This is a genomic window from Burkholderia sp. ZZQ-2 (assembly GCF_050768715.1).
Taxonomy (GTDB): Bacteria; Pseudomonadota; Gammaproteobacteria; order Burkholderiales; family Burkholderiaceae; genus Burkholderia; species Burkholderia cepacia.
Genome location: NZ_LDVA01000267.1, coordinates 1 through 19,040 on the forward strand (window position 1 = coordinate 1; position 19,040 = coordinate 19,040).

Consider the following 19,040-nt stretch of genomic DNA (forward strand, 5'->3'; position numbering starts at 1 on the left):
CGGGGCGACGCCCGTCGACGCGGCCCCGCGGTGCATCACGCTGTACTGGATTGACACAATTTTCAGGTTCTCATTTCATGGCCATTGTTTGCATCATCGATGACGATGCGTCGGTCCGTAAGAGTCTCGCCAGCCTGCTGAAATCGGCTGGCCATACTGCATTGCCGTTTGCGTCGGGCGAGGAATTCCTGGCGGCCGATGCGCCGGCCGGCGCGATTTGCGTGCTGGTCGACCTGAAGATGAAAGGGATGAGCGGGCTCGACGTCCAGCGTCAGCTGATTCAGCGCAACGCGACGCTGCCGGTCATCTTCATGTCGGCGCACGGCGACGACGAATCGATCCGCCGCGCGCTGGCGCAAGGCGCGATCGCGTTCCTGCGCAAGCCGTTTCCGTCAGACGACATGCTCAACCTGATCGATCAGGTCGCATCCGGCACGCCTCCCGCGTGAGCGGCGCTCCACCGGCCGGCCGCGCCGTCCGACGCGTGGCGGTTCCGCCCGGCATTTTGTTAGTTTATCATTTGATAATGAAGCGGATGCCTACACAGGGAATGCAATGGCGAGTACGCCGGACATGACGTCGAGCGGCAATGGCGGCGCGGGAGAACCCGCGCCGATCGTCTATGTGGTCGACGACGACGAAACGTTGCGGCGCGCGTTGAGCGCGCTGTTGCGTTCGGCGGGATTTCGCGTGGAGACCTTCGCGTCGTCGCGTGCGTTTCTCGCGTTCGAGCGGCCCGACGTGCCGAGCTGCCTGATCCTCGACGTGCGGCTCGCCGACGAGAGCGGGCTGGCCGTCCAGGAGGCGGCGGTGCGCGCGGGCCTGAACGTGCCGATCCTGTTCATGACGGGTTACGGCGACGTGGCCACGACGGTCAAGGCGATGAAGGGCGGCGCGCTCGATTTCCTGACGAAGCCGTTCGACGACGAGGCGATGCTCGATGCCGTCGGCCGCGCGCTGGAGCGCGACCGCACGCTTCACGCGGTGCGCGGCGCCTATGCGTCGTTGACGCCGCGCGAGCGCGAAGTGATGAGCCAGGTCGTCGCGGGTCTGATGAACAAGCAGATTGCCGCGAATCTCGGCCTTCAGGAAATCACGGTGAAGGTGCATCGGGCCCAGGTGATGAAGAAGATGCGGGTGCGCACGCTGCCGGATCTCGTGCGGCAGGCCGATGCGCTGGGCGTGCGCCCGGCCGGCGCGCGCGACTGAGCGCGCGGGGCCGGCCTGGCGGCGCAACGGTGTGGGTTTCGATGTGGCGGGCCGCGTCGCGACGATGACGACGGCGGCCCTCATGCGGCCACCGTGTTGCCAGCGACCGTGGCTTGCGTGACCGCGCGCACGTCGTGTTGCACGGCCGGCCGCGCGGCTGGCGTACCGTCGAACGCGGCGACGAGATGGTCGGCGAGTGCACGGATGCGCGCGGGCAGGTTGCGGCGCGAGTGATAGAGCAGCGATGCATCGAGATCGCCGACCTGCCAGTCGGGCAGCAGGCGAACGAGCGCGCCGTCGCGCTCGAGCGGCCGGGCAAGATGCTCGGGCAGCACCGCGAAACCTGTGCCGCGGGCCGTCGCGAGAATCAGCGTGTCGAGGCAGTTCGAGCTGATCGCGCCGGCAAGACGGATCTCGGCGATCGTGCCGCTGCGCCGATGCCGCAGCGGCCATGGCGACCCGGCGGCGCCCGTCTTGCCACCGTGCGGGCCCATGCGCTCGAGCGCCTGCGGCGTGAGCGCGTCGCCGCAGGCGGCGCGATACCGCGGGCTTGCGTACAGGCCCATCGGGATGCGCCCGAGGCGCCGCTCGACGCACGTGAGGCTCGACGTGCGTGAGGTGACGATCGACAGGTCCGTCGCGCCGTTCAACGCCGCGCTCGGATGATCGGTCCAGTCGATCCGGACCCGTACGAGCGGATGTTGCCGGTTGAAATCGGCGAGCGCCGGCACCAGCCGGTCGGCGCCGAACAGGTTCGACACCTCGATCGAGATCTCGCCCTGCATCTCGCTTGCGTTGGCGTGACAGCAGACGGAAAAGTGCTCGTATTGCTCCAGCAGCGCGAGCGCCTGTTCGAGCACGTCGTGGCCGACGCGGGTCAGCGTCACCTTGCGCGTCGTGCGGTGAAACAGCAGCACGCCGAGCGACGTTTCGAGGCACTGGATCGAGCGGCTGACGCAGGGAACGCCGAGCCCGTGAAGCTCGGCGGCTTTCGTGAAGCTGCCGTGCTCGGCAACCGTCTTGAGTATCTCGAGCGTTTTCAGGCGATCCATGACGGGTCTCGCTCCGGTGAATTCGATACGCTCAATGTAGGCAGTGCGCCGGCACCGGGCAACACAAAAAACGTTAGGTAAGCTTAAGAGCAACTTGAAAATTCGTGAGGCCGCCAGAATGACCGGCGGGCCGCACGGCGGGTATCTTTCAAAGCCGGTCGTCGCGTTGCGCGACGTTTTGCGGTGCGACGGAGGGCGGCGTCCACCCGCCGCCCAGCGCGCGCACCAGATCGACCGTCGCAATCGCGAGCGCCTGGCGGCTGTGGATCAACTGGCGTTGCGCGTTCAATGCGTCGCGGTCCGCGTCGATGACCTCGAGATAGCTGACGTAGCCATGTGCGTAGCGGCTCAGCGACAGCCGCGCGGCCGCTTCGGTCGAGCGCGCCGCGCTGTCGTAGCGCACGATCCGCTCGTTCTGCGCGGCGATGTCGTTGAGCGCGTCCTGCACCTCGCGCAGCGCGCCCAGCGCGGTCGCACGATAGTTCGCGTCGGCGAGCGCCGTGCCGGCCGTCGCGGCGGCTACCGCGGCGTCGCGCTTGCCGCCGTCGAACAGCGTTTCGGCCACGCTCGCCCCGAGGCCCCACAGCGAGCTGTTGCGCTCGAGAAACGAGCCGAGGTCGCGGCTCGCGAACCCGCCCTGGGCCGTCAGCGTCAGCGTCGGCAGCCATGCGGTGCGGGCAACGCCGGTTTCGAGCGATGCCGCATCGACACGGCGTGCCGCCGCATAGACGTCCGGCCGCTGCGCGAGCAGCACGGACGGCAGGCCGGGCGGCACCGCCGGCACGCGAATCGCGGCGGCGGTCGGCGCGACCGTGAAGCCGGTCGGCGACACGCCGGTCAGCACCGCGAGTGCATCGACGAGGTTTTCGCGCAGCCGCCGGCTGTCCGCGAGATCGGCGCGCGCGGTATCGAGATCGGCCGCCGCGCGCAGCGCGTCGAGATCGCTTGCCGCGCCGGCCCGCACGCGCGCGGCGATCACGTCGAGCGCGGTGCGGCGCAGCTCGATCGCGCGGGCGAGCGTCGCCAGATCCTCCTCGACGAAATGCAGCGTCAGGTAGTCGCTCGCGACCTCGGTCGCGACGCGCAGCCGCACGGCCGCGCGATCGGCGTCGGCCTGCAGCACGTTCTGCCTGCCGATTTCCGCGTCGCCGCGCAGGCGGCCCCACAGATCGACTTCATAGCTCGCGTTGAACGGCACCGACCAGTTGTGCATCAGGCGCTTCGGCAACGCATTGTCGACCGTGCCGGACACCCGCGAACGGTTGAACGACGGATCGACGCCGACGGTGGGGGAAAGCGCGGCTTCGCGCACGCCGAGCAGCGCCTGCGCCTGGTCGACGCGCGCGGCGGCCGCGCGGATGTCGAAGTTGCCGGCGAGCGCCGTATCGACGAGCGCGACGAGCGGCGCATCGCCGAACGACGCGGTCCATCCGGCGAGCGACGCGGCCGGTTCGCCGGGCGCATCCGCGTGGCGGAACCGGTCGGTGCCGACCGGGACGGGCGCGAGCGGCTGCGGCGCGATCGTGCAGGCGCCCAGCAGGCCGGCGGCGAGCAGCGCGGCGAGGCGGCTCATGGCTGTTCCCGGCCGGCTTGCAGCGTGACGACGACCGACAGGCCGGGCCGGATGCGCGGCTCGGTCGACGCCTGCCCGTCGAGCAGGATCTTGACCGGCACCCGCTGCGTGACCTTCGTGAAGTTGCCGGTCGCGTTGTCGGGCGGCAACAGCGCGAACTGCCCGCCGGTCGCGGGCGACAGGCTGTCGACGTGCCCGTTGAAGGTCAGGTCCGGCAGCGCGTCGAAACGCAGCCGCACGGCATCGCCGGCGCGCACGTGCTTGAGCTGCGTTTCGCGGAAGTTCGCGACGACCCACGGGTGCGGTTCGACCAGCGTGAGCAGCGCCTGGCCCGGCGCGACGTGCTCGCCGGTCTCGACGGTCTTCTTCCCGACGCGGCCGTCCGTCGGCGCGACGACGGTCGTGTACTGCAGTTGCAACTCCGCATCGCGCAAGTCGGCGTCTCCCTGGTGCGACACGGCGTCGGCCGCCTGCCATGCGGCCTGCGCGCTGCGCTGCTGCGCTTGCGCCGCGTCGATGCGGGCACGCGCGGACTTGCGCGCCGCGTTGGCCGCATCGAATTCCTGTTGCGACAACCCGCGCGGCGTCTCGCGGGTCAGCTCGCGCGCCCGTGCGTAGTCGAGTTCGGCCTTCTCGGCGTCGGCGTGCGCGGACACGAGCGTCGCGTCGGCCTGCTCGACCAGCGCCTTCGCGCGCATCGCATCGGCGCGCGCCTGCGCGACGCGCGCACGCTGCAGCGCGACGCGCACGTCGAAATCGCGCGGGTCGAGCCGCACGAGCGGGTCGCCCGCATGCACGAACTGGTTGTCGTCCACCAGCACGCGTTCGACGGTGCCGGCCACGCGCGGCGAGATCACGTGCAGGTGGCCCGTCACGTACGCGTCGTCGGTGCCGCGTTCATGCGCATCGTATTCGTAGACCAGCAGCGCGACGAGCCCCAGCGCGGCGCCGGCGATCAGGACAATCGGCCATTTGCGCGAGCGTGCGGGGGAGGCGGGCGGCGGGTTCGACGCGTTCGTCGGGTTCGTGCTCACAATCGGGTAACTCCATCGAACGGACAGGTTTCTTCACATCGCGCTATGCTTGCGCGAGCCTCAAATACGGGAGCCGCACGACGATGAATACCACGTTCGCCCCCGGTGGCGCGACACCGGGGCCGGCCGCACCGGCCACCGACATACCGACGTTTCGTTCCATCGCCGCAATCGCGGCCGTGCTGCTCGGCGCGATCATCTCGACGCTGACCTCGCGCATCACGTCGCTCGGGCTCGCCGACGTACGCGGCGCGCTCGGCGTCGGCTTCGACGAGGGCGCGTGGATCAACACCGCGTTCACCGCGTCGCAGATGTTCGTCGGGCCGCTCGCGATCGCGGCGGCCTTCGTGTTCGGCACGCGCCGCGTGCTGCTGGCGGGCGCCGCGGTATTCCTGGCCGTCGAAAGCATGCTGCCGCTGTGCACCGACTTCGGCACGTTCATCGCACTGCAGAGCGTAGCCGGTTTCGCGTCCGGCGTGTTCGTGCCGTTGACCGTCGGGTTCGTCGTCCGCACACTGCCGCCGCGGCTCATTCCGTTCGGCATCGCCGCGTATGCGATGAACCTCGAGATGTCGCTGAACCTGTCGGCGACGCTCGAAGGGTGGTACAGCGAACACCTGAGCTGGCGCTGGCTGTTCTGGCAGAACGCGCTGCTGACCGTGCCGTTCATCGTGTGCCTGATGCTGTCGCTGTCCAACGAACCGGTCAAGCGCTTCGCGTCCGGTATCGACACGCGCGGCATGGTGCTCGGCGCCGGCGGGTTCGCGTGTCTGTGCGTCGCGCTCGACCAGGGCGAACGGCTGTTCTGGTTCCAGTCGCCGCTGATCGTCACGTTGCTGTGTGTCGGCATCGTGATGGTGGCCGCGTTCCTGATCCACGAACTGGCGTCGCGCAGCGCCGGGCTCGATCTCGGCTACCTCGCGCGGCCCAACATCGCGTGGCTGATCGTGCTGGTCGGCCTCGTGCGCTTCACCGTGCTCAACACGAGCTTCATTCCGTCGGCGTTTCTCGCGAGCACCTACGGGCTGCGCCCGCTGCAGATCGGCGACACGCTGCGCTGGATCGCGATCCCGCAGCTGCTGTTCGCGCCATGCGTCGCATGGCTGCTGCAACGCGTCGATCCGCGCCGGCTGATCGTCACCGGCTTCGTGATGGTGGCGTTCGCGTTCGCACTCGGCGCGCGCCTCACGCCCGTGTGGGCCGAACCCGATTTCATCCCGTCGCAGCTGCTGCAGGCATTGGGCCAGACGATGGCGCTCACGTCGGTGATCTTCTTTTTCGGCAAGCACGTGACGGCCGAGCACGCGCTGACGTTCGGCGCGGTCGTGCAGACGACGCGCCTGCTGAGCGGGCAGCTCGGCACGACGTCGATCGCGGTGATCCAGCGCATCATGGAGGCTACCCATTCGAATCTCGTCGGTCTGCATGTCACGCTGTCGGATCCGCAAACGCTGGAGCGGCTGCGGGCCGGCGCGGCGTCGCTGGTCGCGCACGGCGCGACCTTCGCGGCCGGCGACCAGGCGACTTACGCGCTGCTCGACCGGGCGGTTCGCGTCCAGGCGACCACGCTCGCGCTGGCCGACAACTTCCGGGTGGCGATGGCGTTCGCGATCGCGGGCGCGCTGATCGGTTTGCTGCTCAGGCCGGCGCGTACGCCGTGAGCGCCCGCCGCCGCCGCGGCGATCCTGGCGACGGCGCATGCGGCATGCGGAATCGCGTCGGCCTGAAAATTCCTGAAAAATGCTGAAGGGCGCGCCGGCGTGACAGTATGACGGCCGGGCGCGCCGTGTCGCGCGGCTTACGCCTTCAGGAATGCGAGCAGTTCGGCGTTGATCCGTGCGGCATCGACGACGCACATGCCGTGCGAGCCGCCCGGGATCACCTTGAGTTCCGCGTGCTTCACGATCTTCGCGGACAGCCGGGCCGAATCGTCGATCGGCACGATCTGGTCGTCGTCGCCGTGCAGGATCAGCGTCGGCACGTCGATCTTCTTCAGGTCTTCCGTGTAGTCGACCTCGGAGAATTCCTTCACGCACAGGTACTGGCCGTGCACGCCACCCATCATGCCCTGCGCCCAGAACGCATCGATCGTGCCTTGCGACACCTTTGCCTGCGGCCGGTTGAAGCCGAAGAACGGCACCGCGAGATCCTTGTAGAACTGCGAGCGGTTTTCCGCGACGTTCTTGCGGATCCCGTCGAACACGTCCATCGGCAGGCCGCCGGGATTGGTCGCCGACTTCACCATCTGCGGTGGTACGGCGCCGATCAGCACGGCCTTCGCGACGCGCTTCGTGCCGTGCCGGCCGATGTAGTGCGCGACTTCGCCGCCGCCGGTGGAGTGGCCGACGAGCGTGGCTTCGTGCAGGTCGAGCGCATTCATCAGCGCGGCGAGATCGTCGGCATACGTGTCCATGTCGTTGCCCTGCGACGGCTGGCTCGAGCGGCCGTGACCGCGGCGGTCGTGCGCGATCACACGGAAGCCGTGCTGCACGAGGAACAGCATCTGCGAATCCCACGCGTCGGCGCACAGCGGCCAGCCGTGCGAGAACACGACCGGACGGCCGCTGCCCCAGTCCTTGAAGTAAATCTGGGTACCGTCTTTCGTGGTGATCGTATTCATCGTATGGGCTCCTGGATGGGTGGAAGCGGCATGCTTGGGGGCAGCCGCGGCGGCTGCCGGCAGCGCGGCGGCTGCAACGGCGGTCGCGCCGGCGAGCAGCATGTCTCGGCGGCGTGCCGAGGGAACGGCGTCGGTATCTGCGGGACGCATGAAGTCTCCTTGAACGTGCGGTACAACGATGCCGCGTTGGATGGTGGGTTCGGATCTGCCCGCAGGCGGCAATCCAGCGGGCAGCCGGCGTGCGTTCGAGCGGCCGCGCGCAGGCCGGCGCGCGAACGTCGTGAACGAAAGCCGACAGGAGCCTATCCCGCGGCCATGCGCGCTGTACTGAAATCGCGCTGAATTTTCGTGAAGCCGTATGTGGTGCACGCCGCGCGACGCGTGCGCGCACCGGCCAGAAAAATTAAGTCTCGCATCAAGACTCTTCAGCGGCGGCCCGCTATCGTCAGTGTCAGGTCATCCCGTCGCGGGCCGGTGCCGGCTCGCGCGGCGGATGACGATCGCGTAGCGGGCGGGTGCAAGGCATCCGGCCCGCCTCACCTGCCTGGATCTGCCATGGACGCATTCGATCGCTGGGAGCACGTGATGACGCTGCTCGACCCGTCGCCGGCCGCACGCCATTGCGCGCCGTCGCTTGTGCGCGACCCGGACACCGCGCGCCGCCGCCATTGCAACGACGCATCGGCCGCGTCGAGCGGCGGCGTGCGCCGTCGTTGCGCGATCATCGCCGCCGAGCGGCAGACCGATTCGTCGGTCCTGGTGTCTTGGAGCGACCCGACGCGCTGCCGCTACGACGAGCAGCGCTGGATCAGCGCGAAGTCGCGCGCACTCGCGCGCTGCGCGCTGACCGGCACGACGATTCGTCCCGGCGACGCGATCTACAAGCCGCAATGGCGCGGGGCCAAGCGTCCCGCGAACTACCGGGAAGTGATCCTCGCGTCCGAGATGGACCGGTTCATCGGCCGGCTGTCCCGGTCGTGACGGCGGACGCGGTACCCCGTCCGCCGGCCGACGCCGGCGCGCACCGCTTTTTCACCACTGAGGAATCCGTATGAGCACGTTCACGACCCGCGACGGCGTGTCGATTCACTACAAGGACTGGGGCGCCGGGCGCCCGGTCGTGTTCATTCACGGCTGGCCGCTGAACGCGGACATGTGGGACGTCCAGATGCATCACCTCGCGTCGAACGGCCTGCGCGGCATCGCCTACGACCGGCGCGGCTTCGGCCGCTCCGGCCAGCCGTGGACGGGATACGACTACGACACGCTGGCGGACGATCTCGCGACGCTGATCGACACGCTCGGGCTGCACGACGTGACGCTCGTCGGCTTCTCGATGGGCGGCGGCGAGGTGGCCCGCTACATCGGCCGGCACGGCACGCGGCACATCGCGAAAGCCGTGCTGATCGGCTCGGTGACGCCGCTGGTCGCGCGGCGCGACGATCATCCGGACGGTGTCGACGTCGCCGTGTTCGACGGGATTCGCTCGGGCATCGTGGCCGATCGCGCGGCGTTCTACGAGCAATTCTGGCCGCTGTTCACCGGGTCGAACCGGGCCGCTTCGACGATCTCGCGCGCTGCGCTCGACTGGACGTCGTTCATGGCGCTGCAGGCCGGGTTGAAGGGGACACTCGACTGCGTCGGCGCGTTTTCCGAAACCGATTTCCGTGCGGATCTCGACAAGTTCGACGTGCCGACGCTCGTGATTCACGGCGACGACGACCAGACGGCACCGCTCGCGCTCACGGGCGCCGTCACGGCGCGGCGCGTGCCGCACGCGACGCTGAGCATCTACGAGGGCGGCCCGCACGCGTTGTACCTGACGCATGCGCAACGCCTGAACGACGAACTGCTGGCGTTCGCGCGCGCATGATCCGGCGATGGCGGCGGTGACGCGGCCGCACGGGGCCGGCCGGACGGCCGGCTCACTCCGCCCATTTCGACCCGAGCACCAGCCCGCAGAAATTCGTCCGACGATAGTCCGGGTCGCAACGCTCGAGCACGTCGGCGGACACGTTGCCGAACGCGGCAGCGGGGCGATGCGCGGTGCCCGCGGCGAGCGCTTCGAGAAACAGGTCCTTGAAGCAAGGGCCGCGCGGCCATGCGCGCACGATCGCGTCGCGTTCGGACAGGCTCACCTCGTCGAAGTGATGCGCGAAGAGGTCGGTCTCGACGCCGGCGCCGAGCAACGCCGTCAACGGCGTCATGTACGGGTGGATCCCGAACGTCGCATGCAGCGCGATCGCGCGCCAGACTTCCGCCGCGTCGTCGTCGGCGACGCCGTATCCTCGGAGGAATGCGTGCGCCGCATTCGCGCCGTCGATCTCGAAGCGCCGGCGCGAATGCCGGTAGCGCTCCGTCAAGCCGAAGTGATGGAACAGCGCGGCGACGTACAGCAGCTCGGCGTTGAACGCGATGCCGCGACGCAGCCCGATGATCGATGCAAACGCGAACACGCGCATCGCGTGCCGGAACAGCAGTTCCGGTTCGCACGCGCGTACGGTGTCGGCGGCGTCCCGTGCGAGCGGGGCGTCGGGAATCCTGATGCCGGCGATACGGTTGCCCATGGTCGTGTTCCTCACGGCGTGGTGAAAGTCGCTCGACGCTGGCGCCATCGACCCATCGTTGCGCGCCGCGCCGCTGAATGTCCTGAGCGGCGCCTGAATCGTTATGAACGGAAAATCCGACCGACCGCCGCCCGCGAAATCGGTTACACCACGTTTGGCATGTCTTTTTTACCCGGTCTTATCCGCAAACCAGGCGTGCGGTTATATTTAATTGATGAGTCGAAGAAGTTAATTCCGGCAAATCGCAGGTTTTATCCTACGAAACAGATTCATGGATGAATCACTGTTTCGCGTGCAGTGAGCGCGGGATGCCGCACCGCACCGGGGCAGCGGCGCCCGCACGTGGAGACGCCGGGGAAATCGTGGTTTTCATCGATTCAAAAAATTTGCTCAATAGCTTCTGATAATTTGAATCATCTCAAGAGGCAAATGCCGTAGCATGAGCGTCCAATCGATGTCATTTTTGACAGGGCATCGATGCACGCTATCGATTGAAAATTCTCATGATCCGAATTGGAACGCTACACGTATTTCTTGACAGGCGTGAAATTCGCTCGAACGGCAAACTGCTGCGTATCGGCAGTCGCGCATTCGAAATTCTCGAACTCCTGATTCGGGCAAACGGCGCCCTGGTCTCGAAAGACGAGATCATGCAGCGCGTGTGGCCGCACACGGTCGTGGAGGAAAACAACCTGCAGGTGCACGTCGCCGCGTTGCGCAAGGCGCTCGCCGACGATCGCAACCTGATCGTGACGGTGCCGGGGCGCGGCTATCGGCTGGTCGGCGGCCGGGCCGAGGTCGCGGCCCCCGTGCGCGCTGTGACATCGCGGCTGACGGCCGCGCCGACCGCGCTCGTCGGCCGCGAGCAGACCGTCGCCGAGGTGCTGGCGGCGCTCGACACCGCGCGCGTCGTGACGCTGGTCGGGGCGGGCGGCATCGGCAAGACGCGGGTTGCGCTCGAAGCGGCCATGCGCGCCGAAGCCAGTTTTCCGGACGGCGCCGCGTTCGTGTCGCTGGCCACGGTCGCCTGTCCGCAATTCGTGCCCGACGCACTGGCGGCGGCGTTCGGCATCGCACAGTCCGCCGGATCGCTGACGCTCGAGGCGGTGCTGGCCAGCGTCGCGAACCGCCGGATGTTGCTGGTGCTGGACAATTGCGAGCATCTGCTCGACGCGGCCGCGCGGATCGCGAGCGCGCTGACCGAATCCGACGCCGGCTTGCGCGTCCTCGCGACCAGCCGCGAGGCGCTGCGTATCCAGGGCGAGCGGCTGTGTCCGATCCCGCCGCTCGAGGTGCCGCGCGAAGGTGCCGACGATGCCGAAACGCTGGGCGCGAGCGCGGTGCAGCTGTTCTCGGCGCGTGTGCAGGCCGCCGATCCGCGTTTCCCGCTCGACGAACGCAGCGTGTCGCTGATGGCATCGGTGTGCCGGCGCCTCGACGGCCTGCCGCTCGCGATCGAACTGGCCGCGGCCCGCGCGGCCGTGCTCGGCATAGACGTGCTGGCCGCGCATCTCGACGACCATTTCCGGTTGCTGACCGGCGGGTTTCGCACGGCGCTGCCGCGTCATCAGACGCTGCAGGCGATGTACGACTGGAGCTACCGCCTGCTCGGCGATGCGGAGCGCTTGCTGTTGCGATGGCTCGGCGTATTCCGCGACACCTTCTCGATCGACGCGGTGCGGGAGATCGTCGGGGCCACGCGGCTGGCCGATGCGGACCTGCTCGACACGATCGCCGGCCTCGTGTCGAAGTCGCTGCTGAGTCTCGAAAGCGCGCACGGCGCACCGCGTTACCGTCTGCTGACGACGACGCGTGCGTACGCGCTGCAGCAGCTCGAGAACAACGGCGAATGCGCGGCCGCCGCCCGCGCTCACGCGAACTACTTCCACACGCTGTTCCGGCTCGCGCCGGTAGACGACGGCGGGCCGCTCGCCGAATCGCGGCTCGACGTGATCCGGCGCGAGCTCGGCAACCTGCGCGCGGCGCTCGACTGGGCGTTTTCGCCGAACGGCGATGCGGAGATCGGCATCGCGCTGGCGGCCGTGGCGGTGCCGTGCCTGTTCGACCTGTCGCTGGTCGACGAATGTCGCGAACGCGCGCGCGCGGCGCTCGATTCGATGCGCGACATGGACGAGACGCGCACGCGCGACGACGCGCGCGTGCGTCTGCTGGCCGCGTATGCGGCAGCGCTTGCCCATACCGCCGGGTCAACGCAGGTCGCGCACGACGCGTGGTCGGAAGTGCACGCGCTCGGGTTCGACACGGGCGAGAGCGAGCTGCCGCCGCGCGAATCGTAGCGGCGCGCGGCCGTCGCGGCTTCAGAACGTTTCAGGCTGAACACATGACCGGGCCGGCCGGTGCGTCTACATTGATCGGACGCACGGATCGTCGGCGATACGCGGGCAGGCGGGCACGCCACCGGCGCGCGCTGCGGCGACGCGCGGTCGCGACGCCGCTGAACGCCGGCGCGGGGCGGCGGTCGCCACACGTGCGGCCGAGGCGGCTTCGCGCGTCATCGAACGACTACCGCATGAAACCTGTCCAGTCCGACCTTTCGCGCCACGATTCGCCGCCCGCGGCCACACGCCGGATCGGGCGGTCGGCGATGTGCGTGCGCGGGTTCCGCGCGCGTCGTGTGTCACGCTTTCCGCCCGCTCCATCATGCTGAACCTTTCCGCCACGGTCGCTTACGGCGCACCGATCGTCATTGCCGATCTCGTCGCATGGCGGTTGCTCGGGCCCGGCCGTTCGACGGCGAAGGCGATAGGACGCTGCGCGTCGTTCGCCGCGCTGACCTATGTACTGTTCGCGACCGGCGTGAGCCCGCTCGCGGTGCCGCCGTCGCCCGACCGGCTCGACCGGCTGGCGATCCAGGTGATCGGGGTCGCGTGGTGGCTGCAGTGCGCGCTCGTGTTCAGCCTGATGCTCGACCATCTGCTGCTGCCGCGCGCGTGGCGCACCCAGCGGCTGTTTCACGACATCGCCGCCGGCGCCGTGTTCGGCGCGGCCGCAGTGGCTGCGCTCGGCTATGTGCTGGGCCTGCCGCTGAGCGGGCTGGTCGCGACGTCGGGTGCGGTGGCCGTGATCCTCGGGCTGGCCGTCCAGAACACGCTGAACGACGTGTTCTCCGGCCTCGTGCTGAATACCACCCAGCCGTTCCGGCTCGGCGACACGGTGGCCATCGGCGAGCTGGAAGGGCGCATCGTGGAAAGCAACTGGCGCGCGACCAAGCTGATCGACGGCCTCGGCAACCTGGTCGTCGTGCCGAACAGCACGGCGGCGAAGACGACGATCGTCAACCTGAGCGAACCCGAGAACGTGCACGGCGTGACGTTGACGATCGAGATCGATCCGGAAGTGCGGCCGGCCATCGTCGTCGATGCGCTCGACCGCGCCGCCGCCAGCTCGCTGGATGTGCTGACCCGTCCCGCACCGGTTTCGGTCGTCAAGGCCTTCCGTACCAATTCCGTCGAATACGAGCTCGTCTGCTACGTCGATGCGCTGCAGAAGAAGATCGCCGTGCGCAACCAACTCTACGACCTGGCCCACCGGCACCTGGCCGCCGCGGACATCGCGTTGCGCCCGCTGGGCGGGACGGCCGCGACGCGCCGGCCGGTGTCGCGCGGGCAACGGCTGCTGCGCGCGGTCGAACTCTTCCGGCAGCTCGGCGACGACGATCTGGCGGTGCTCGCCGATGCGCTCGCGTCACGCGTGTTTCACAAAGGGGACGTGATCTATGCGTCGAATGCCGATACGCGCCTGCTGACGATCGTCGGGGCCGGCGTCGCGTCGGTGTTCGTGCCGGGCGCGGCGGGGGACATCGAGGTCAGGCGGATGGCGCCGGGCGACGCGATCGGCCAGTCCGTCGTGCTGGCCGGCACGCAACTGCATGCGAGCGTCCATGCGGTGACGACGGTGACGGCGTTTCAGCTGAGCAGCGGCGACCTGTCGCCGCTGATCGCGCGCAAGCCCGAGCTCGGGCGGCTGATGTGCGAATCGCTGTCCGAACACATCGCGACCGAGGAGAAGATGATGATCCCGCCGGCCGCGAGTGCGCATGCGTCGTTCAAACTGATCGAGTGGCTCGAGAAGGAGATGAAGCGTCTGCACGATTCGTTCGGCTGATGCGGGGCGGTTGCCTGCGACCGGGCCGCGGGCGGCGGCATCAGACGAGCGCGGTAAACCGGTCGACGAGATCGGGTTGATCGAGCTGGTCGACCCACCAGTGCAGCGCGCGTCCGGCTTCGTCGCCGCGCCACGCGAGATAGCACTGCGTCGTGTCGCGCATGCCGGTCACCTCGCGTGCGACGAGCTTGCCCTGCGCGATCGCGCGTGCCGCGATGCAATCCGGGAGCGTTCCCACCGCGAGCCCTTCGCACTGCGCGGCCAGTTTCGCGGCGAGGGTCGGGACCGCGAGATACGGCTGCCCGGCATCGATCGCGACCGAGCGCGGCTGCAGCTCGCGCGACGTATCGCTGATCACGGCGCCGCGATACTCGACGACGGACGCCATCGACAGCGGTTCGGGCAATGCCGCGAGCGGATGGGTGGGGGCGACGGCGAATACATGCCGGAGCGAGCCGATCGGCCGTGCGACGATGTCCGGCAGTTCAGGCGGCTCGCCCGCCGCGCCGACGACGAGATCCGCGCGCCGCGAAATCAGCGCATCCCAGGTGCCGCCGAGGACTTCGGTGGACAGGCGCAGCCGCGTGTCCATCTCGAGCCCGTAGAACGCATGCACGTATGGCCACAATGCCTCGAAGGGCAGGATCTCGTCGATGCAGATGCGCACCTCGGTTTCCCAGCCTTGCTGCGCGCGCTGCGCCTTCAGTTCAAGCTGCTCGGCCGCATGCAGGAGCCGGCGGCCTTCCTCGACGACCACGCGCCCCGCGTGCGTGAGCTTCGCGCGGCGTCCGCTGCGGTCGAACAGCGCGACGCCGAGATCGCTTTCGAGCTTTTGCACGAGATAGGTCAGCGCGGACGGTACGCGGTGCAGCAACTCGGCGGCCTCGGCGAACGTGCCGGTGCGGTCGATCGCGTCCAGTGCCTCGAGCGCTTCGAATGACAGCTTCATGATGAATTCCACGGGGGCATCGGGCTGTCATGTTATCGCCAAGCACGCCCGGCTCCAACACGATTCACGACAATTCAGCCGCGTACGCGATCGGAGCGCCCTCGATCGGCGCGCATCAGGCCGGCGTCGACGGCCCTTTCTTCGCGGCGGCCCGGGTGGCCTGCGCACCGGGCAGCGTGCCGAACATGTGCTGGCCGCACTTCGCGTCGCTCCACGCGGTTTTCAGCTGGATCCCGGACAGCACGCGGCGTGCGACCGGCAGGATCTGTTCGCCGGCGAGGATGCCCAGCAGGCCGGCCAATGCGACGGTGGGCGGCGCCGGCGATGCAACCCCGATCAGCGCGTAGACGACGCCCGCGAGGATGCCGGCCAATAACGATGCAATATAGGACGTCATGATTCGAATAAGGGAAATGACAACCGTGTGAAAAATACGGATAAATACCGATCGGTCGATGATCGGAAAATCAATTTGGAGCGTAGCAGGTCTGCTCCGGAGGCGCGTATTTAATTCGGCGGTTTTAAGATCTTTTAAGGCCTGAATTTAGGGTTTTTATTAATCAAATCGATTAATTGGCGCTACGATGAATTCGCGTGTTGAATGACACCGGCTGGTAGGCGAACCTCCCGTCACAGCGCAGTGGGCGCCTCCCGGTTGGCCGGTGAGGCTGGCTCTCTCTTTTCCCGCGTCAAAGGATATGACCGCCATGAGCAATCCGAAACTTGAAGTACTCACTCCCCACAACAGCCAGATCATCTTCATCGATCAGCAGCCGCAGATGGCGTTCGGCGTGCAGTCGATCGACCGCCAGGTACTGAAGAACAACGTCGTCGGGCTCGCGAAGGCCGCGAAGGTGTTCAACATCCCGACCACGATCACGACGGTCGAGAGCGACAGCTTCTCGGGTTACACCTACCCCGAACTGCTCGACGTGTTCCCGAACCAGAAGACGCTCGAACGTACGTCGATGAACTCGTGGGACGACCAGAAGGTACGCGACGCGCTGGCCGCGAACGGCCGCAAGAAGGTGGTCGTGTCGGGCCTGTGGACGGAGGTCTGCAACACGACGTTCGCGCTCTGCGCGATGCTCGAAGGCGACTACGAGATCTACATGGTCGCCGATGCGTCGGGCGGCACGTCGAAGGACGCGCACGACTTCGCGATGCAGCGGATGGTGCAGGCCGGCGTCGTGCCGGTGACCTGGCAGCAGGTGCTGCTCGAATGGCAGCGCGACTGGGCGCACCGCGAGACCTATGACGCTGTGATGGCGATCGCGAAGGAACACTCGGGCGCGTACGGGATGGGTGTCGACTACGCGTACACGATGGTCCACAAGGCTGCACCGCGCACGGTGACGCCGCACGAGTCGATTCCGCCGGTTCCGGCGAAGTAATCGCGGGCAGTTGCGACTGCCCGTGCCGATGCCGCGTGTTCTGCACGAATACGCGCCATCGGCTCCATGAAAATCGCGGGCGGCTGCCGTGACTGCCTCACGGATGTCGCCCGCGCCTGTTTTCCAGGACGTAAAGCCTGCATTTCAACCTGACCGGGACATTGATCGTATGGAACCTTATCTGGTTTCCCTTGGCGCGGGTTTGCTGATCGGCGTGATCTACAGCGCGATCAAGGTCCGTTCTCCGGCACCGCCGCTGATTGCCCTTGTCGGGTTGCTCGGCATGGTGATCGGCGTGCAGGCCATTCCCGCCGTCAAACAGCTTTTTGGCTTCTGATCGATACGAGGTGACGCACATGACCGCAACCGAGTCCCAACCGGATCTGATCCTTCACAACGGAAGGTTCACGACCCTCGACCGCGCGAACCCCGTCGCGAGCGCCGTCGCAATCAAGGACGGCCGCTTCGTCGCGGTCGGCCACGACGCGGACGTGATGCCGCTCGCGGGCCGCGCGACGAAGGTCGTCGATCTCGAGGGCCGCGGCGCGCTGCCGGGCCTGATCGACAACCACTGCCACGTGATTCGCGGCGGCCTGAACTACAACATGGAACTGCGTTGGGACGGCGTGCCGTCGCTCGCGCTTGCAATGGACATGCTCAAGCGGCAGGTGGCGATCACGCCCGCGCCGCAATGGGTGCGCGTGGTCGGCGGCTTCACCGAGCACCAGTTCGCCGAGAAGCGCCTGCCGACGATCGACGAACTCAACGCGGCCGCGCCCGATACGCCGGTGTTCATCCTGCACCTGTACGATCGCGCGCTGCTGAACGCGGCCGCGCTGCGCGTGGTCGGCTACACGAAGGACACGCCGGAGCCGCCGGGCGGCACGATCCTGCGCGATGCCGCGGGCAACCCGACCGGGCTGCTGCTCGCGAACCCGAACGCGACGATCCTGTACGCGACGCTCGCGAAGGGGCCCAAGCTGCCGTTCGAATACCAGTACAACTCGACGCGCCACTTCATGCGCGAACTGAACCGTCTCGGCGTGACCGGCGTGATCGACGCGGGCGGCGGCTCGCAGAACTATCCGGACGACTACGAGGTGATCCGCAAGCTGCACGACGCGGGCGAGATGACGATCCGGATCGCGTACAACCTGTTCACGCAGAAGCCGAACGCCGAGAAGGAAGACTTCGTGAACTGGACGAAGAGCACGAAGTATCACGACGGCACCGACTACTTCCGCAACAACGGCGCGGGCGAAATGCTGGTGTTCTCGGCGGCCGACTTCGAGGACTTCCGCGTCGCGCGTCCGGACCTGCCGGCGCAGATGGAAGACGATCTCGAGGGCGTCGTGCGCGTGCTCGCGCAGAACCGCTGGCCGTGGCGCATGCATGCGACGTACGACGAAACGATCAGCCGCGCGCTCGACGTGTTCGAGAAGGTGAACAAGGACATCCCGCTCGAAGGGCTGAACTGGTTCTTCGATCACGCGGAAACCATCACCGAAAAGTCGATGGATCGTATCGCGGCGCTGGGCGGCGGCATCGCGGTGCAGCACCGGATGGCGTACCAGGGCGAATACTTCGTCGAGCGTTACGGCGCGCAGGCGGCCGAAGCGACGCCGCCGGTCGCGAAGATGCTGTCGAAGGGCCTCAAGGTGTCCGCCGGCACCGACGCGACGCGCGTGGCGTCGTACAACCCGTGGGTGTCGCTGTCCTGGCTCGTGACGGGCAAGACGATCGGTGGCTTGCGCATGTATCCGCAGCGCAACCTGCTCGATCGCGAGACCGCGCTGCGCATGTGGACCGAATACGTGACGTGGTTCTCGAACGAGGTCGGCAAGAAAGGGCGGATCGCGGTCGGGCAGCTGGCGGACGTGGTCGTGCCGGATCGCGACTTCTTCGCGTGCGCGGAGGACGACATCGCGGGCACGACCGCGTTGCTGACGGTGGTCGGCGGCCGGATCGTGTGGGGCGCGGGCCCGTTCGCGTCGCATGACGCGCCGATTCCGCCCGCGATGCCGGACTGGTCGCCGGTGCGCGAGTACGGCGGCTACGGCGGCTGGGGCGCGACGCAGCGCAGCGGCGCACCGCTGCAACGCGCGGCAGCCGCCGCCGCGATGTGCGGCTGCGCGAATGCGTGCAACGTGCACCAGCATGCGCACGCGAGCGCGTGGGGCAGCACATTGCCGACGTCGGACGCGAAGGGCTTCTGGGGCGCGTTCGGCTGTTCCTGCTGGGCGGTCTGACATGGCGACGACAACCGGCCGGTACAGCCCCGCGTGGATTCGTGCGCTGCTCGCGCAGCCGTGGATCGGCGCGCTGGTTCGACTTGCACTCGTGTCCGCCTTTCTGATCGGCGGGATCAACAAGGCGATGCACTTCGACGCAGCAATCGCGGAGCAGGCGCATTTCGGTTTGCACCCGCCCGCGTTGTGGGCTGCACTGGCGGTCGTCGTCGAGATCGGCGGCTCGCTGTGCATCGTGTTTCGCCGCTTCACGTGGCTCGGCGCCGGC

At 67.9% G+C, this 19,040-nt stretch carries 18 protein-coding genes; 11 read left to right on the forward strand and 7 right to left on the reverse strand.

What is annotated here, in order from left to right:
- Positions 1–77 precede the first annotated feature (77 nt).
- Both ABY44_RS20280 and ABY44_RS20285 read left to right on the forward strand, forming a co-directional pair.
- The gene (locus ABY44_RS20280; protein ID WP_027792632.1) at positions 78–449 is read left to right on the forward strand and encodes a response regulator transcription factor; all 372 of its coding nucleotides are present in this window, start codon (positions 78–80) and stop codon (positions 447–449) included.
- A 106-nt stretch (positions 450–555) separates the two neighbouring features.
- Positions 556–1,209, forward strand: coding sequence for a response regulator transcription factor (locus ABY44_RS20285; RefSeq protein ID WP_027792633.1), 654 nt, complete (start codon positions 556–558; stop codon positions 1,207–1,209).
- Between the two features lie 80 nt (positions 1,210–1,289).
- Here the strand turns inward: ABY44_RS20285 and ABY44_RS20290 are convergent, their stop codons facing one another.
- The 3 genes from ABY44_RS20290 to ABY44_RS20300 all read right to left on the reverse strand — a co-directional run bounded on the left by ABY44_RS20290 (position 1,290) and on the right by ABY44_RS20300 (position 4,868).
- Positions 1,290–2,261 carry a LysR family transcriptional regulator gene (locus ABY44_RS20290; RefSeq protein ID WP_060173535.1) on the reverse strand — a complete coding sequence of 324 codons (972 nt, stop codon included), beginning with the start codon at positions 2,259–2,261 and terminating at the stop codon, positions 1,290–1,292.
- A gap of 148 nt (positions 2,262–2,409) precedes the next feature.
- Complete coding sequence (locus ABY44_RS20295) at positions 2,410–3,834, reverse strand: efflux transporter outer membrane subunit (RefSeq protein ID WP_060173534.1); 1,425 nt, start codon at positions 3,832–3,834, stop codon at positions 2,410–2,412.
- Entirely contained in the window at positions 3,831–4,868 is a 1,038-nt protein-coding gene (locus ABY44_RS20300; RefSeq protein ID WP_088611308.1) for an HlyD family secretion protein, read from the reverse strand. Before ABY44_RS20300 ends, ABY44_RS20295 begins: the two co-directional genes overlap by 4 nt.
- A gap of 83 nt (positions 4,869–4,951) precedes the next feature.
- Here ABY44_RS20300 and ABY44_RS20305 point away from each other — a divergent pair, with 83 nt between their 5' ends.
- Positions 4,952–6,529, forward strand: coding sequence for an MFS transporter (locus ABY44_RS20305; protein WP_060173533.1), 1,578 nt, complete (start codon positions 4,952–4,954; stop codon positions 6,527–6,529).
- A 137-nt stretch (positions 6,530–6,666) separates the two neighbouring features.
- Here the strand turns inward: ABY44_RS20305 and ABY44_RS20310 are convergent, their stop codons facing one another.
- Positions 6,667–7,488, reverse strand: coding sequence for an alpha/beta fold hydrolase (locus ABY44_RS20310; RefSeq protein WP_042973930.1), 822 nt, complete (start codon positions 7,486–7,488; stop codon positions 6,667–6,669).
- A gap of 555 nt (positions 7,489–8,043) precedes the next feature.
- On the opposite strand from ABY44_RS20310, the gene ABY44_RS20315 reads away from it, so the two are divergent.
- On the forward strand, positions 8,044–8,469 hold the full coding sequence (locus tag ABY44_RS20315; protein ID WP_027792638.1) for a DUF3331 domain-containing protein: 426 nt from the start codon (positions 8,044–8,046) through the stop codon (positions 8,467–8,469).
- A gap of 70 nt (positions 8,470–8,539) precedes the next feature.
- Positions 8,540–9,361 (forward strand): alpha/beta fold hydrolase, encoded by an 822-nt coding sequence (locus ABY44_RS20320; RefSeq protein WP_060173532.1) that lies wholly within the window; start codon positions 8,540–8,542, stop codon positions 9,359–9,361.
- Positions 9,362–9,413: 52 nt separating this feature from the next.
- On the opposite strand, the gene ABY44_RS20325 is transcribed toward ABY44_RS20320, so the two are convergent.
- Positions 9,414–10,055 (reverse strand): HD domain-containing protein, encoded by a 642-nt coding sequence (locus tag ABY44_RS20325; RefSeq protein WP_060173531.1) that lies wholly within the window; start codon positions 10,053–10,055, stop codon positions 9,414–9,416.
- 503 nt (positions 10,056–10,558) lie between these two features.
- On the opposite strand from ABY44_RS20325, the gene ABY44_RS20330 reads away from it, so the two are divergent.
- Positions 10,559–12,352 carry an ATP-binding protein gene (locus tag ABY44_RS20330; RefSeq protein WP_060173530.1) on the forward strand — a complete coding sequence of 598 codons (1,794 nt, stop codon included), beginning with the start codon at positions 10,559–10,561 and terminating at the stop codon, positions 12,350–12,352.
- A 364-nt stretch (positions 12,353–12,716) separates the two neighbouring features.
- A complete protein-coding gene (locus tag ABY44_RS20335; protein WP_060173529.1) occupies positions 12,717–14,180 on the forward strand; it encodes a mechanosensitive ion channel family protein in 1,464 nt (487 codons plus the stop codon).
- A 40-nt stretch (positions 14,181–14,220) separates the two neighbouring features.
- On the opposite strand, the gene ABY44_RS20340 is transcribed toward ABY44_RS20335, so the two are convergent.
- Together ABY44_RS20340 and ABY44_RS20345 are read right to left on the reverse strand one after the other, a co-directional pair.
- Positions 14,221–15,129 (reverse strand): LysR family transcriptional regulator, encoded by a 909-nt coding sequence (locus ABY44_RS20340; RefSeq protein WP_060084585.1) that lies wholly within the window; start codon positions 15,127–15,129, stop codon positions 14,221–14,223.
- A gap of 115 nt (positions 15,130–15,244) precedes the next feature.
- Positions 15,245–15,526, reverse strand: coding sequence for a XapX domain-containing protein (locus tag ABY44_RS20345; RefSeq protein ID WP_027792644.1), 282 nt, complete (start codon positions 15,524–15,526; stop codon positions 15,245–15,247).
- 310 nt (positions 15,527–15,836) lie between these two features.
- On the opposite strand from ABY44_RS20345, the gene ABY44_RS20350 reads away from it, so the two are divergent.
- The 4 genes from ABY44_RS20350 to ABY44_RS20365 form a co-directional block, all read left to right on the forward strand.
- Positions 15,837–16,523 carry a hydrolase gene (locus tag ABY44_RS20350; protein ID WP_060173528.1) on the forward strand — a complete coding sequence of 229 codons (687 nt, stop codon included), beginning with the start codon at positions 15,837–15,839 and terminating at the stop codon, positions 16,521–16,523.
- A gap of 169 nt (positions 16,524–16,692) precedes the next feature.
- Positions 16,693–16,860, forward strand: coding sequence for a DUF1427 family protein (locus tag ABY44_RS20355; RefSeq protein WP_009692709.1), 168 nt, complete (start codon positions 16,693–16,695; stop codon positions 16,858–16,860).
- A gap of 19 nt (positions 16,861–16,879) precedes the next feature.
- Complete coding sequence (locus ABY44_RS20360; RefSeq protein WP_431641679.1) at positions 16,880–18,772, forward strand: amidohydrolase; 1,893 nt, start codon at positions 16,880–16,882, stop codon at positions 18,770–18,772.
- 1 nt (position 18,773) lies between these two features.
- A partial coding sequence (locus ABY44_RS20365) for a DoxX family protein (protein ID WP_148095276.1) occupies positions 18,774–19,040 on the forward strand: 267 nt, incomplete at its 3' end.

Excerpts from the sequence above, each read along its gene's own strand:
- ABY44_RS20280 (WP_027792632.1), top strand. The coding sequence starts at position 78 with ATGGCCATTGTTTGCATCATCGATGACGATGCGTCGGTCCGTAAGAGT.
- ABY44_RS20285 (WP_027792633.1), top strand. The coding sequence starts at position 556 with ATGGCGAGTACGCCGGACATGACGTCGAGCGGCAATGGCGGCGCGGGA.
- ABY44_RS20290 (WP_060173535.1), bottom strand. The coding sequence starts at position 2,261 with ATGGATCGCCTGAAAACGCTCGAGATACTCAAGACGGTTGCCGAGCAC.
- ABY44_RS20295 (WP_060173534.1), bottom strand. The coding sequence starts at position 3,834 with ATGAGCCGCCTCGCCGCGCTGCTCGCCGCCGGCCTGCTGGGCGCCTGC.
- ABY44_RS20305 (WP_060173533.1), top strand. The coding sequence starts at position 4,952 with ATGAATACCACGTTCGCCCCCGGTGGCGCGACACCGGGGCCGGCCGCA.
- ABY44_RS20310 (WP_042973930.1), bottom strand. The coding sequence starts at position 7,488 with ATGAATACGATCACCACGAAAGACGGTACCCAGATTTACTTCAAGGAC.
- ABY44_RS20315 (WP_027792638.1), top strand. The coding sequence starts at position 8,044 with ATGGACGCATTCGATCGCTGGGAGCACGTGATGACGCTGCTCGACCCG.
- ABY44_RS20320 (WP_060173532.1), top strand. The coding sequence starts at position 8,540 with ATGAGCACGTTCACGACCCGCGACGGCGTGTCGATTCACTACAAGGAC.
- ABY44_RS20325 (WP_060173531.1), bottom strand. The coding sequence starts at position 10,055 with ATGGGCAACCGTATCGCCGGCATCAGGATTCCCGACGCCCCGCTCGCA.
- ABY44_RS20330 (WP_060173530.1), top strand. The coding sequence starts at position 10,559 with ATGATCCGAATTGGAACGCTACACGTATTTCTTGACAGGCGTGAAATT.
- ABY44_RS20335 (WP_060173529.1), top strand. The coding sequence starts at position 12,717 with ATGCTGAACCTTTCCGCCACGGTCGCTTACGGCGCACCGATCGTCATT.
- ABY44_RS20340 (WP_060084585.1), bottom strand. The coding sequence starts at position 15,129 with ATGAAGCTGTCATTCGAAGCGCTCGAGGCACTGGACGCGATCGACCGC.
- ABY44_RS20345 (WP_027792644.1), bottom strand. The coding sequence starts at position 15,526 with ATGACGTCCTATATTGCATCGTTATTGGCCGGCATCCTCGCGGGCGTC.
- ABY44_RS20350 (WP_060173528.1), top strand. The coding sequence starts at position 15,837 with ATGAGCAATCCGAAACTTGAAGTACTCACTCCCCACAACAGCCAGATC.
- ABY44_RS20355 (WP_009692709.1), top strand. The coding sequence starts at position 16,693 with ATGGAACCTTATCTGGTTTCCCTTGGCGCGGGTTTGCTGATCGGCGTG.
- ABY44_RS20360 (WP_431641679.1), top strand. The coding sequence starts at position 16,880 with ATGACCGCAACCGAGTCCCAACCGGATCTGATCCTTCACAACGGAAGG.